General features: G+C 49.2%; 15 protein-coding genes. 4 read left to right on the top strand and 11 right to left on the bottom strand.

The window, feature by feature from the left end:
- Window positions 1–77: 77 nt before the first annotated feature.
- Entirely contained in the window at window positions 78–995 is a 918-nt protein-coding gene (locus PSAB_RS05630) for an AraC family transcriptional regulator (protein ID WP_025333601.1), read from the bottom strand.
- 201 nt (window positions 996–1,196) lie between these two features.
- Between PSAB_RS05630 and PSAB_RS05625 the strand changes: the two genes are divergently transcribed.
- From PSAB_RS05625 to PSAB_RS05615, 3 genes are all read left to right on the top strand, one after another.
- The gene (locus tag PSAB_RS05625; RefSeq protein ID WP_025333600.1) at window positions 1,197–1,454 is read left to right on the top strand and encodes an Atu4866 domain-containing protein; all 258 of its coding nucleotides are present in this window, start codon (window positions 1,197–1,199) and stop codon (window positions 1,452–1,454) included.
- Window positions 1,455–1,530: 76 nt separating this feature from the next.
- A complete protein-coding gene (locus PSAB_RS05620; protein ID WP_025333599.1) occupies window positions 1,531–2,088 on the top strand; it encodes a flavin reductase family protein in 558 nt (185 codons plus the stop codon).
- A 61-nt stretch (window positions 2,089–2,149) separates the two neighbouring features.
- Window positions 2,150–3,316 (top strand): iron-containing alcohol dehydrogenase, encoded by a 1,167-nt coding sequence (locus PSAB_RS05615; protein ID WP_025333598.1) that lies wholly within the window; start codon window positions 2,150–2,152, stop codon window positions 3,314–3,316.
- Between the two features lie 68 nt (window positions 3,317–3,384).
- Here PSAB_RS05615 and PSAB_RS26345 read toward each other — a convergent pair whose 3' ends face one another.
- The 9 genes from PSAB_RS26345 to PSAB_RS05570 form a co-directional block, all read right to left on the bottom strand.
- Window positions 3,385–3,918: a winged helix-turn-helix domain-containing protein gene (locus PSAB_RS26345; RefSeq protein ID WP_025333597.1), complete on the bottom strand. Its 534-nt coding sequence runs from the start codon at window positions 3,916–3,918 to the stop codon at window positions 3,385–3,387.
- A gap of 224 nt (window positions 3,919–4,142) precedes the next feature.
- On the bottom strand, window positions 4,143–4,682 hold the full coding sequence (locus PSAB_RS05605) for an NADPH-dependent FMN reductase (protein WP_025333596.1): 540 nt from the start codon (window positions 4,680–4,682) through the stop codon (window positions 4,143–4,145).
- 48 nt (window positions 4,683–4,730) lie between these two features.
- The gene (locus tag PSAB_RS05600) at window positions 4,731–5,891 is read right to left on the bottom strand and encodes an SGNH/GDSL hydrolase family protein (protein WP_025333595.1); all 1,161 of its coding nucleotides are present in this window, start codon (window positions 5,889–5,891) and stop codon (window positions 4,731–4,733) included.
- A 31-nt stretch (window positions 5,892–5,922) separates the two neighbouring features.
- A complete protein-coding gene (locus PSAB_RS05595) occupies window positions 5,923–6,684 on the bottom strand; it encodes an SDR family NAD(P)-dependent oxidoreductase (RefSeq protein WP_025333594.1) in 762 nt (253 codons plus the stop codon).
- A gap of 23 nt (window positions 6,685–6,707) precedes the next feature.
- Window positions 6,708–7,673, bottom strand: a complete 966-nt coding sequence (locus PSAB_RS05590) for an NADP-dependent oxidoreductase (RefSeq protein WP_051529727.1) — start codon at window positions 7,671–7,673, stop codon at window positions 6,708–6,710.
- A gap of 57 nt (window positions 7,674–7,730) precedes the next feature.
- Window positions 7,731–8,132 (bottom strand): DoxX family protein, encoded by a 402-nt coding sequence (locus PSAB_RS05585; RefSeq protein WP_025333592.1) that lies wholly within the window; start codon window positions 8,130–8,132, stop codon window positions 7,731–7,733.
- Between the two features lie 71 nt (window positions 8,133–8,203).
- Window positions 8,204–8,986 carry a pirin family protein gene (locus tag PSAB_RS05580; RefSeq protein ID WP_025333591.1) on the bottom strand — a complete coding sequence of 261 codons (783 nt, stop codon included), beginning with the start codon at window positions 8,984–8,986 and terminating at the stop codon, window positions 8,204–8,206.
- A 42-nt stretch (window positions 8,987–9,028) separates the two neighbouring features.
- Complete coding sequence (locus PSAB_RS05575; RefSeq protein WP_025333590.1) at window positions 9,029–9,481, bottom strand: MarR family winged helix-turn-helix transcriptional regulator; 453 nt, start codon at window positions 9,479–9,481, stop codon at window positions 9,029–9,031.
- Between the two features lie 271 nt (window positions 9,482–9,752).
- Window positions 9,753–10,445: a YjgB family protein gene (locus tag PSAB_RS05570; protein WP_025333589.1), complete on the bottom strand. Its 693-nt coding sequence runs from the start codon at window positions 10,443–10,445 to the stop codon at window positions 9,753–9,755.
- 356 nt (window positions 10,446–10,801) lie between these two features.
- On the opposite strand from PSAB_RS05570, the gene PSAB_RS05565 reads away from it, so the two are divergent.
- A complete protein-coding gene (locus PSAB_RS05565) occupies window positions 10,802–11,230 on the top strand; it encodes a PH domain-containing protein (RefSeq protein ID WP_025333588.1) in 429 nt (142 codons plus the stop codon).
- A gap of 27 nt (window positions 11,231–11,257) precedes the next feature.
- Here the strand turns inward: PSAB_RS05565 and PSAB_RS05560 are convergent, their stop codons facing one another.
- Window positions 11,258–11,845, bottom strand: a complete 588-nt coding sequence (locus PSAB_RS05560) for a histidine phosphatase family protein (protein ID WP_025333587.1) — start codon at window positions 11,843–11,845, stop codon at window positions 11,258–11,260.
- Window positions 11,846–11,985 lie beyond the last annotated feature (140 nt).

Below are 11,985 nucleotides of genomic sequence, written 5' to 3'. Positions count from 1 at the left end.
AATCATTAGAATCCTTTGCGTTCGAACAGTATTGTGATAACCCCTTCCGGCCATGGACCGGAAGGGGTTATTCTGCTTCAGTTCGAACCGACGCGTAACGTATCGCGAAATTGTTTGATATCACTAATTGGAGGGAGCCCGAACATTCTGGAATATTCCCGGCTAAACTGAGAGGGACTTTCATATCCGACCAGAAATCCCGCATTTGCGGCCTCCGTCCCGCCGGAGAACAGTATCCTGCGAGCCTCTTGCAAACGAAGCTTTTTCTGATATTGTAATGGACTCATTGCCGTTACCTCTTTGAAATGATAATGCAACGAGGAGGTGCTCATGTTCACAGCCGCCGCCAGCGTTTCCACTCGGAGCGGTTTGGCAAAATCCCGTTTAATCATTTCAATGGCTTGTGCAATGCAATCCGCATGACTTCCCGTTACGGCGAATTGTTTAATCGAATGACCTTGTTCTCCCAGGAGAACCCGGTAAAGAATTTCCCGGATGATCAATGGGGCAATTACGGGAATGTCTTGTGGCGTGTCTAACAGTTTAACGAGTCTGACGGCTGCTTCGAGAAGGGATGTGTTTGTTTTGCTGACATAAAGAGCCCGTTTACTTGATGGAACGCTCCGCGATATATCCACTTCCTGAATCAACTCGATAATTTGACTCCCCTGAAAATCCAGTTGCATACACAGGTAAGGGTTCTCTGGCGTAGCTTGAATCACCTGTCCGGAAACGGGTAACTGCACCGAAGCGACCAGATAACAGGATGGATCGTACACATAGCTTTCCTTACCTAGCAAAACGAGCTTTGTTCCTTGAGCGACGATGCATAACGCGGGTTCATAGAGGGAATGGATCGGATCGGTTTCTTGGGATGCCTTAATAAAATGCAGCGAAGGAATACTCGTGGCCCATATACCGTCTGTCCCAGTATATTGTTCAATTTGCGCCGCTAATTCCTGCTGCAGCATTTCTTCCTTCTTATCCAAGCTCATATCTCCAACCTCCACAAATCTTGTGTTTCTATAATTTTATTGAAACATGGAGAATTAGGCAAGAATGCGCCTGATTCCGGCTACCGGCTATTCTTTCATCTACTTCATAATGAAGAAGACCCCAATCGCAAGAGCGTCAAGGAGGACAGGATGCACTGCAAGAAAAGATCCACAACTAATAACACGAAGGGAGAACGTAAAATGACACAAATCAAGAACACGAACGATCACCCATATCTTGGCATGTGGGTAACCAAAGACGGGTACATTCGTCATGAGTTATTGCCCAATGGTCGTTACGACGAAGCCCGCGGCAATCGCAAGAGCGCATATCAAGGACGGTACACCATTGCAGGAGACCACATCGAGTATGTGGATGATACCGGATTTGCAGCTGACGGCGATTTTCGGGACGGGATTCTCTACCATGCCGGGATGATTCTTTATCGGGAAGAATGATACGTCCTTGGGATAGAAAAAGGATGCCGTTCTCGGCCGTCTGAGTATAAATTCGAAAAAAGAGAGCTGATTGTAAATGAAAGAACTCCCATTATCTAAAGCATACCAATTTATAGAACCGGGCCCGGTTGTATTGGTAGTAACCTCCCTTCACGGTCAGCCCAACCTGATGGCAATGAGCTATCACATGATGATAGCAGATGGCGACAGGCCACTTATCGGCTGCATGCTCGGTTCATGGGATCAAAGCTTCGAAACTCTGCGCATTACAGGGGAATGTGTGCTTGCCGTTCCAACGGTTGATCTTGCCCCTAAGGTTGTTGGAATCGGAAACTGTTCCGGTATAGACACAGACAAGTTTAAAATCTTCGGTTTGACATCGGTAACTGCTGAGAAAGTAAAAGCTCCTCTTGTCGCTGAGTGCCTGGTGAACCTGGAATGCCGGATCGCTGACGATGGTTTGATTGACAAATACAATCTCATCATTCTGGAAGTGGTGAAAGCCTGGATTGATCCGGATAGAGAGGAATGCCGGCTAATCCATCACAAGGGGAACGGAACATTTACGGTGGACGGCGAGACTTTGGATCTCAGGGATAGAATGGTGAAATGGTCATCCTATGTCCAGCGTTGATAAGGGGCTATGAAGATAATTGGGGTTATGGAAAGCATAAATCTGATAAGGAGAGGTTACCATGTTTAATTTTGATTTTTACAATCCAACACGTATTTTATTTGGTGAGGACAGACTTGGCAGCATTGATCAGCTTGTTCCAGCCGATGCAAAAGTTCTAATCACCTATGGAGGGGGAAGTGCCAAAAAATACGGTACTGTCGATAAGGTGAGAAACGCACTGGGTGACAGAATAGTTCATGAATTTGGCGGAATAGAGCCGAATCCTCATTATGAGACCTTGGTAAGAGCTGCAGAAATTGTTCGCCGTGAACAAATTGATTTTTTACTTGCCATCGGCGGCGGTTCTGTAATTGACGGAACTAAATTCATTACGCTTGCTGCCTCCTATGATGGGGATGCGCTCGATCTTCTGAAATACGGTTTTTCGCCCATTGGCTTGGACGTTATAGGACACACGGTTCCTTTCGGTGCCGTGCTGACTTTACCTGCTACCGGTTCAGAAATGAACAGCGGCGGTGTAATCAGCTATGGACAAGGGAAATACCCCGTGTTCAGTGAATTAGCATTTCCGAAATTTTCGATATTAGACCCGACCCTGACTTATACGCTGCCTAAAATTCAAGTAGCCAACGGAGTGGTTGACGCTTTCGTACACACAACCGAGCAATATCTGACGTATCCCGTAGAAGGAAGAATTCAGGATCGCATATCAGAGGGCATTCTGCAAACGTTGATTGAAATAGGAGAAACGACAATCGCTGAACCGGAAAATTACGATGCGCGCGCAAATCTGGTCTGGAGTGCTACATTGGCGCTAAACGGATTAATCTGTGCCGGAGTCCCTCAGGACTGGGCGGCGCATATGATCGGACATGAGCTTACCGCCTTATACGGTATTGACCATGGGCAAACCTTGGCTGTTATACTACCTTCGTTACTGGAGGTTCGCCGCGAGCAAAAGCGCGCGAAACTTTTGCAGTATGCCGATCGAGTCTGGCGCATAACTGAAGGAAGCGAAGATGATCGGATTAATTCAGCCATACAAAAAACGAGGGGATTCTTTGAAAGTCTGGGGGTAAAGACACGACTGTCCGACTACAACATTGGTGCGGATAAAATACCGGAAATCATTGAACAGTTAAAGACTCATGGGATGACAGCACTTTCGGAAACTCATGATCTTACATTGGACATCAGCCAAGAGATTCTGGAAAGAGCATTATAAATTCCACGAATTTTAAAGGGCACCCTTGCTGAATGCAGGTCTTGAAGATGTGCGGTGCTTTTCAAGTATCACGAAGCGGCTACTATAAATGAACCCGACGGAAGTCGAGCCAGCGTGAGCAGCCACTCCAAATCGCCCTGCACAAAACGCACGTAAGCAGAGTAGAACGGGTCCAACTCGTAGCCCAAAATATCCTGCTGCCGGGCAAGCGCCAGCATCGATTTCCCCTGTCCGTATTGGTGGTATTTGACGAATACCTCCCGCATCTTCTCCCGCAGTTCCCCGTCCTGCGCGGACGGGCTGGCGTCAATGCCCGGCGCCTGCTCCCTCACGGTCAGGCAGTATCCGAATCCCCGGACCGTGCGGATCGTCAGACCTTCGAACGGGCCGAGCTTTTTGCGCAGCCGGTAGATATGATCGTCCACCGTGCGTTCTACCGGATATTCGAGCGGCCATACGCTGTTCAGAAGCTGCTCCCGGCTGAACGCCCGCCCCCGGTTGCGGTACAGGAACCGCAATAGGGCGAACTCTTTGGCGAACAATTCAACCGTTATTTCCTCGGCGGATACTGTATGCCCATTTTCATTAAATTCCAGAACCATGCCGATCCTCCCACTCCCTGCCGGAACTCTTCCCGCTATTATAACAGGCCCTTACCAGGGGACTCCAGCTAAGAAGAAACACCTGACGGCATTCCCTAAAGAGGGGCAAGTAAAAAGATGACTCCCGATGAAGTTCAGGAGCCATCTTTTTACTGCATGACGTTATTTATTTCGGCTGTCCACATTGAAGCACAGTTCAAATCTGGCAGTGAGAGGGATTCATATTAGCGCAGCGTCTTCAACGCGCCGCTCCAGGCGAGCACTTGATCCAGCATGCCATTTACGTTCGTGAGGTGAAGATCGGCCGGCTTGAATGTCTGCCCGTTCTCGAAATCAGTGAAGAGGGATAAAGCCGGATGAATACGAACGTCCGCTACGGACAGTTCACCCAGAATGCCGCGCAGATGCTCAGCTGCACGGGCGCCGCCTACAGCGCCATAGCTTACTATTCCCGCCGCTTTATTGTTCCATGCTTCGCGTGCATAATCGAGGGCATTTTTGAGCGCACCCGTAATGCTGTGATTGTACTCCTGAACGATAAAGACGAAGCCGTCCAAGGAATCCAGCTTTTCATTCCAGGCAGCCGCCTGCGCTGCAGCATCGGCTTCTCCAAGCAATGGAAGCTTGTAATCGGCGATATCCACAATTTCATAATTGGCGTCGCCGCGCTGGTCCGCGATACGCTTTACCCATTCGCCTACTTGCGGACTCAAACGGCCTTGACGCGTACTTCCCAGAATAATTCCAATGTTTAATTTAGACATATGAATTCCTCCTCAAGAAATGAATGTATTTTTTAAAACATAATCAATTTATTTTCTGTCAGCCAAGAGCATATCGAGGTCCATCGCTTCAGCGATCCTCTTATTCCCGGCGTCACCCGGATGAAGGTGATCACCTGAATCAAACACCGGCAAAAAACGTGAAGGGTGATCCGGATCTCTCGATAAGGCATCGAGATCGAATACGGCATCGAACTCTCCGCTCCGAATCCATTCGTTTACCTGCTGGCGCAGCTTTTCCTTGACCTCCGTATAATACATTTGGAACGGCGGCAGCGTTCCGCCAATGATTCGGACATTGCGGGCATGAGCGCGTGCAATGAGTTGACGGTAGCCCGCAATAAGCGCATCAGCCGCAGGTAAAGATTCAGTCGGGGCGAAGGCCATGCCTGGCATGCCGATATCGTTGCTCCCTATAATCACAATCACGGTCTTCACATTCGGCTGATTCAGTACATCGCGGTCGAAACGGGCCAACACATTGATTCCCTTTACGTTGCTGAGCAAGCGCCCCCCCGATATTCCCGCATTGAGGACAGATACGTTTTGTGGTACAAGGCGATTGGCCAAGAAGTTCGGCCAACGCGTATTGGCATCGACGGTGGCTGAAGCCCCATCGGTAAGAGAGTCCCCTATCGCCACAACGGTGCCCGCATTCATCGGCGCATCAACGAATATTCTTTTTAAGTACATACTTGCGACAGTAGTGGTATCTGCATCAATGTCTATGTCTGATATATGGTTCCCATTTGCTATATAAGTCGTCTGGCGGGCATCCCAATGGAAGGTTGTTGGCTCTGTTTCTTCGGACAAAAATACACTGATACTCACACTGCTGAGCGGATCGATGTCCAGCTCGACCGGATCGCTTAAAATCGTTGCTCCAATAGGTATCGCAATGGATCTTTTTCTGCTAAATGCGAGTTTTCGGTTCGATCCTTGGACAATTTTCGAACCCGTTCCTGTCAGAGCGATAGCAGCCTCGCCGATGACCAGCGGCCGCTTGCCATATTCGTTGGACAGTTCAACCCTTACCCGCTGGCCACCAAGACTGATTCGCGCAACCTGACGAATCGTCTGGTTGTTCAGCTTTTCAGGAAGATTCGTTAAGAATGGAAATTCGTCGCCCCATGTGGGCTCCGGACTTGCATACCAGCTTGCAATCCAATCCTCGCCTGCGTGTTTGCTCATATGTTTCACCTCCTCTGCAGTAACATATCAATCAGCGGGCGGTTTGACCGCCATCCACCGGGAAGGTTTGCCCCGCCGCAAAGCTTGCTCCGGAAGAGGATAAGAAAACGACCATTTCCGCAATCTCTTCAGGTTGGGCCATTCGCGCAGCAGGAACATTTGCCAATACAACTTTTCGGGTTTCCGGATCATCCAGCCACTCCTTAATCATAGGGGTTTCAGTGAGTCCTGGCGCTACCCCATTTACCCGAATCCCTTGCGAAGCATACTCGATGCCCGCCGCTTTGGTCAGGCCTACCACGCCATGTTTCGCCGCCACGTAAGGAGCCATGAACGGATCTGCGATGAGTCCCGCGATAGACGCCGTATTTACAATCGTACCGCCGCCGGACTTCAGCATCATTTCGATCTCATATTTCATCATCAGGAATACACCCTTAAGATCGACTGCAATCGTTCTGTCAAAATCATTTTCATCCATCTCAATAAACGGTTTGGAAGGCGGCAGGACTCCGGCGTTATTAAATGCGTGATCCAGGCGGCCGAACCGATTGACCGTTTGTTCAACCAAAGCTGCGGCTTGCTCCTTATTCGACACATCTGTTTTGTAAAAAACAGCCTCTCCTCCCGCTTCTTCAATCAGCCTGACCGTTTCATTGCTTCTTTTATCTACATCACCGATGGCTATCGCTGCCCCGCGTTTCGCAAATGCAAGCGCCGCGGCGCGTCCGATTCCGGTTGCGGCTCCTGTAATGAGCACCACTTTGTTCTCAAAATCCCGTAAAGTTGTCATCCCTGAATCCTCCTTGAAAAAAATTATTTTACTCCGTCAACGATGATCAATACTCTTCCGCTAACTTTTCCGTCATCAAATTTCTGATGGACTTCCGCTAGTTCGCTAAGACCTGTTCTTTCCGTAATAATCGGCTTCAGTAGCCCTGCATCGAGTAATTCAGCGATTTGGGTTAATTTCTCCGCATCAGGGTGAGAGTTTAATCGAACGGCTTTTACTCCCAGTTCTTTCGCCATGTTCTCATCAGCTGGAGAAACGGCGGATATGAACGTTCCACCTTCATTTAGCAGCTGCAAAAGGCTGTTTAATTCCTCTTTACCGGCAGGCGAGAGATTGAAGATCACGTCTACCTTGCTTTTCAATGCTTCAGCAACGGATTGTTTTTTGTAATCAATGATTTCATCGATGCCCAGCTGTTCAAGCATGGAAAAGCTTTTTCCAGACGCCGTACCAATTACGTAAGCCCCCTTCCATTTCGCCAATTGCACGGCTAACGTTCCGACACCACCTGCAGCGGCCGTAATAAGCACACGCTGACCGGACTGCAGATTACCGTAGTCGAATAAGGCTTGCCAGGCAGTTAACGCTACGCTTGGTACTGCGGCCGATTCGTGCAAGTCAAATGTCTTGGGTGCATGAGCGATATGAACAGCTTTGCTGACGACGTACTCTGCGGCGGCACCATTCCTTGTCACATCAAGATAAGCGAAAACATTGTCTCCTTCCCGAAACGTTGTAACGGAGTCGCCTACTTTCACAACAGTGCCTGAGACATTTACAGAGGGCGTAAAAGGTAGCTCGATCGGTAGAAACGCCTGAAATGCCCCCGAACGCAATTTTGCATCGAACGGATTAAATGAGGTGGCGGCAACTTTAATCAGCACTTCATCCTCGGTTACTTCCGGAACGGGTGCATCCTCATACCGGATAACATCCGCTCCTCCATATTGGTGAAATCTCGCTGCTTTCATGAATGGATTTGTCGTCATAATAACAACCTCTTTCTTATAGTGGATTTGTACTCACCGATTCGAGATCATTCTCAATTAAATATTCAATACCGCATCCAGCGAATATGCCCCTGCACCGATCAAAGCAATTCCGATGGCTACCGCGATCAAGACAGCGTTATATTCATAGCCATTGGCGGTTACCCACAATCCGTTCTTGCCATGCACCTTAACGATGGCGCCGAGCATGGTCAGCGTAATAAACAAGGCGGCAAGCGGAGTGAATAGTCCGAGAGCAAAAAGAACACCTCCGAGCAGCTCGAGCAGTCCCGCCAGCACTGCCATGAATACGCCCGGTTTAATCCCGATTGAATCCATCCAGCCCCCCGTTCCTTTCGGGCCATAACCACCGAACCAGCCAAACAGCTTTTGAGCGCCATGCCCGATGAACAACAGTCCCACTACCAAACGAACCAACAGTAATCCCAATGCTACCATTTAAATCATCTCCTAATTGTTTTGGTTTAAAAAATCTTTATTTAAAGATATTTGACAAAAATCGATAGAAATCACTTTCTTTTAGGGTAAAGAGGATAACTCACCTTGGAAGGAACCTTGATGAAAATCAGACGTAGCGCGTCTTGATCAGACGAGTTCATTATTTCTACCTCCGTATCGGCTTCCACGGCTTTAATGATGAAATCTTTATGCCGAAAAGGCACAGGCTCCTTCGATGCTCCTGACTCTCCCCATGTTCCTTGCCCGCGAATGGCTAAAGCCGTTAAAGTATAGCCAGCAGGTACTTTTTGTACATACCGGGCACCACCGCCTATTTCAACATCCCACATTTCGCTGTCTGTGACCAATTGAACGGGAGCGCCGGGACCAATAACCGTCTTTACGGTAAATCCAGCTTCGCTCGTTTCCTGCGGAAAATCTTCATGCGCATACTGCCGGTAAGTTGGCGTTCTCCGAAACGCTTCCGTCAAATCCGGCTCGAACCATATTTGAAAAAGCTCCGAATCTGCACTAAGCCTTTCTTGATGACTTACGCCCGAGCCTGTTTGCATGACCTGGGCCCCGCCTGCGCCCACTGTGCTGTCCGTACCTAAGGTATCCCCGTGAAAGGCATTGCCCTCCACTACATATGTCAAAATCTCAAAACCTTGATGGGGGTGCAGACCGATCTTGGCTTCGGTGCTTGAAGTGGCCCATGCCCAATAAAATAAGGGGCCCACCCGATTGATCACCGATCCTTCGCCCGAAAAGCCAATCGGCTTTTGTTCTTTGATTTTCCCGCCGTCAAATTCGCCCTTTCCCTGCAAAGCAGGGGTATACACCATCGTTTGCATAATGCACAGCCTCCTAATTGGATTTTTAAACTATAGAAGCGGTTAGCCTAAACCTTTCGCCTGTTTCCCCAATTTCTTAAGCAGTACAATCGCTTCCTGCTGTTCATCCTGGGAAATCCCCTCCATTAGTGAATGGATTTTATCGGCATGTTCGGGAAAGATCCGATTAAACAAATCATTTCCGGCGTCCGTGATTTCAGCATAGATCACTCTCCGGTCTTCATGGGATGGCACGCGTCTTAACAGATTTTTCTTCTCCAGCTTGTCGATATTGTAGGTAATACTTCCGCTTGTGATTAAAATCTTTTCTCCAATCTGCTGCATGGGAATTTTCCCCTTGGCATACAGCACTTCGAGAATCGCAAATTCGGAAGGTGACAATCCGTACTGCCTGACATCCTTTATAGCTTGATCCGAAATCGCTCTGTAAGCCTTGGATAGAACAACAAACAGCTTAAGGGAAGTCGCTTGAGCGTCGTCCAATTGATTGGGCATTGAATCACCTCCTGCATATATCTTTGACCCAAACATCTTTGTTTATAATTTCTTTAATCCAAATGTCTTTGATTTAAGATAAATATACAGCGTAAATTCGTTATTGTCAACAACAAAAAAATCATAACGCGTGTCTGCGCTTCAACCCGGCTAACTTAGCTTCGAAACTTACTCCAAATACTTGTCCATGCACTCGCAAAAAAAACAGCCAGGCGGGAAGTCCCTCCTGACTGTTCTTAAGCGCCCGAACCTGCGTACGCCGTCCTGCTTGCTACCCGGCCATGTTGTTGATGGAATCCTGCTCGGAGAAGACTGAAATGTGATCGACTTGACCGGTAGATTTCAGAATCACGAATTTCAACTGATACTGCGCGCCCGCATTGTAAATGTAGATGCTGTCGTTCCCGCTGGTCTTTACGTCATTCGGTTTACCGAGCGCTTCCTCAATCTGCTTCAGCGTCAGCTGCTGCAAATCGGCGGCGCTGGACCGGACATCAAAGATCAGACTGCCCTTGTTGAAACCGATCACCACATGCTTGGCATTGTAAGTGGCGTAGATGCCCTTGCCCGCGCTTTCTTCCTTTTCCGGCTCGCCCCAGGCTTTCTTCACATCGTCGATGAGATCCGTATGCGCGGCGAACGGAATGCCGGGCGCCTTGCCCTGCTTGGCAAGCTCCAGCAGCTCCTGGAGCAGCGCGGCTGTATTCTGCCCCATGCCGCCGCCGGGGGCGGGCGATGCAGCGGCCGACGGCGCGGCTGAAGCGGCCGGGCTGCCCGTAGGGGCGGCGTCACTGGCTGCCGGAGAGGCTGCAGCCGTTGCCGGAGCGGTCGCCGCTGCGGGTGACGGCACGGCGGCGGATGGCGGCGGAGAAGCTTCTCCGCCACCTTCGGAGCTGCATGCGGCAAGGCTCAGCATTCCCGTAAGCATGATGCTAGCCGCCGATATTTTTATATACTTGTTCATATGTGTCATCTCCCTGTTGATTAGGAACCTTGATCATGATGCCTGTTCTTAACAGACGGCTCACATAGGAAAAGGTTGCAGTACGATTAGCCTTGTCCCATTCTCTCTCTGCTTAAACGACTGTCGAAACTGCTCTCGGTTATAAGGTAGTTCGCAACCACAACCCCAACGTGACGCAAAAATCGGACAACGCAAGCGAGCGCGCTCCTGCGTCGATTCAAGCGGCTCAGCCGCTCCGTATTTTGAACGATCTGTCAACCGGTATTTGGGTGCAGCCAGAAGGAACCGGCACCTTGAACGCCGAATAACTAATCAGGCATATCCAATTATTTTCTACACTTCAGGAGGAATTTGAAATGGCCAATCTGTTTAGCGGGCTGCTGGGCAATTATTCCGAGGTTTCCGTTTCGGAGCTGACCGGACAATACGGCGCTTATCTGATGCCGGACGAGAAGATCCAGATGGGGTTTCGGCTAGTACGGGATACATTTATCATTACGGACGAACGGCTGATTTTTATCGACCACCAAGGCGTGACCGGCAAAAAGACACGGGTCGCCTCCATCTCCCTTGAATCGATTTATGAAGTAACGATGGAGACCGGCGGCACCGGGTTTGACGACAGCGAGATCACGATCCACTACATTCAATCGCCTTATTTCAAGACCAACAATCCGCAAATCGGTTCATACAAATTCGAGTTCGGCAAAAAATTCAACGTCCAGCCGATCTACGTCGCTTTAATCACGCTGGCGCATCAGAACCATAAACGTTTGAACAGTTAGTTTTAGCCGTCCCGCCGGGGCGGCTTTTTAATCGATACCGGGCTGCTCCCCCCATAACCGCTCCAACTTAACAAGCCTCTCCCCCGCAAACTCCAGCTTATAAATATCCGGCTTGGTCGTCGACATCAGGAAATCGAATGCGTATGACTTATCGTAATAGTTCATAATGATCGCCATAATATTGCCGTGGGTACCGATTGCTATTTTGCCCCCCTCATGTTCCCGCAGCAGACGCTCCATAATCGGTACGGCTCGTTCTTCGGCTTCCTTGGTGCTTTCTCCCTCTTCAAGTTTATAATCTCTGTCTTCAAAAGAACGCCGGATCACAGCAAGCAGCTCATCATCCCCATACTCCCTGCTTATCGTTCCAAACTCTCTTTCTCTCAGTTCTTCGTATAAAACAATCTCCTTCCCCGCCTCTTCCGCCACAGGCTGCAGGGTTGCGACCGATCTCTCATAGGGACTGGATACAAAATGTGCAATATTCTCGTTCTTCAAAATCTCCTTCACTCTTAACGCATCTAATGTCCCTTGCAGCGAAAGGCCGCGTTGTCGCTCCTGCCCGGGCTGATACGGTGAAACGGCATGTCTGATCATATAGATCCATGTAGGCATTCCTGACAACTCCTTTTGTAATCCGGATATTTCTTCCAAGGTAATTCCGTTTACTACATTCGGCGGTTCGATCGGATTTCCTGCGGATTGCCTGCTTCTTCCTTCCTTCGCTTTCGGATTGTTCCTTTTACTGTTCAGGC

Source organism: Paenibacillus sabinae T27, assembly GCF_000612505.1.
In the GTDB taxonomy this organism is placed as follows: domain Bacteria; phylum Bacillota; class Bacilli; order Paenibacillales; family Paenibacillaceae; genus Paenibacillus_AQ; species Paenibacillus_AQ sabinae.
This window is presented reverse-complemented; position numbering and strand designations above follow the sequence as displayed.

What these genes read in the sequence shown, in the direction of transcription:
- PSAB_RS05630 (WP_025333601.1), bottom strand. Translation starts at nt 995, where the DNA reads ATGAGCTTGGATAAGAAGGAAGAAATGCTGCAGCAGGAATTAGCGGCG.
- PSAB_RS05625 (WP_025333600.1), top strand. Translation starts at nt 1,197, where the DNA reads ATGACACAAATCAAGAACACGAACGATCACCCATATCTTGGCATGTGG.
- PSAB_RS05620 (WP_025333599.1), top strand. Translation starts at nt 1,531, where the DNA reads ATGAAAGAACTCCCATTATCTAAAGCATACCAATTTATAGAACCGGGC.
- PSAB_RS05615 (WP_025333598.1), top strand. Translation starts at nt 2,150, where the DNA reads ATGTTTAATTTTGATTTTTACAATCCAACACGTATTTTATTTGGTGAG.
- PSAB_RS26345 (WP_025333597.1), bottom strand. Translation starts at nt 3,918, where the DNA reads ATGGTTCTGGAATTTAATGAAAATGGGCATACAGTATCCGCCGAGGAA.
- PSAB_RS05605 (WP_025333596.1), bottom strand. Translation starts at nt 4,682, where the DNA reads ATGTCTAAATTAAACATTGGAATTATTCTGGGAAGTACGCGTCAAGGC.
- PSAB_RS05600 (WP_025333595.1), bottom strand. Translation starts at nt 5,891, where the DNA reads ATGAGCAAACACGCAGGCGAGGATTGGATTGCAAGCTGGTATGCAAGT.
- PSAB_RS05595 (WP_025333594.1), bottom strand. Translation starts at nt 6,684, where the DNA reads ATGACAACTTTACGGGATTTTGAGAACAAAGTGGTGCTCATTACAGGA.
- PSAB_RS05590 (WP_051529727.1), bottom strand. Translation starts at nt 7,673, where the DNA reads ATGACGACAAATCCATTCATGAAAGCAGCGAGATTTCACCAATATGGA.
- PSAB_RS05585 (WP_025333592.1), bottom strand. Translation starts at nt 8,132, where the DNA reads ATGGTAGCATTGGGATTACTGTTGGTTCGTTTGGTAGTGGGACTGTTG.
- PSAB_RS05580 (WP_025333591.1), bottom strand. Translation starts at nt 8,986, where the DNA reads ATGCAAACGATGGTGTATACCCCTGCTTTGCAGGGAAAGGGCGAATTT.
- PSAB_RS05575 (WP_025333590.1), bottom strand. Translation starts at nt 9,481, where the DNA reads ATGCCCAATCAATTGGACGACGCTCAAGCGACTTCCCTTAAGCTGTTT.
- PSAB_RS05570 (WP_025333589.1), bottom strand. Translation starts at nt 10,445, where the DNA reads ATGAACAAGTATATAAAAATATCGGCGGCTAGCATCATGCTTACGGGA.
- PSAB_RS05565 (WP_025333588.1), top strand. Translation starts at nt 10,802, where the DNA reads ATGGCCAATCTGTTTAGCGGGCTGCTGGGCAATTATTCCGAGGTTTCC.
- PSAB_RS05560 (WP_025333587.1), bottom strand. Translation starts at nt 11,845, where the DNA reads ATGCCTACATGGATCTATATGATCAGACATGCCGTTTCACCGTATCAG.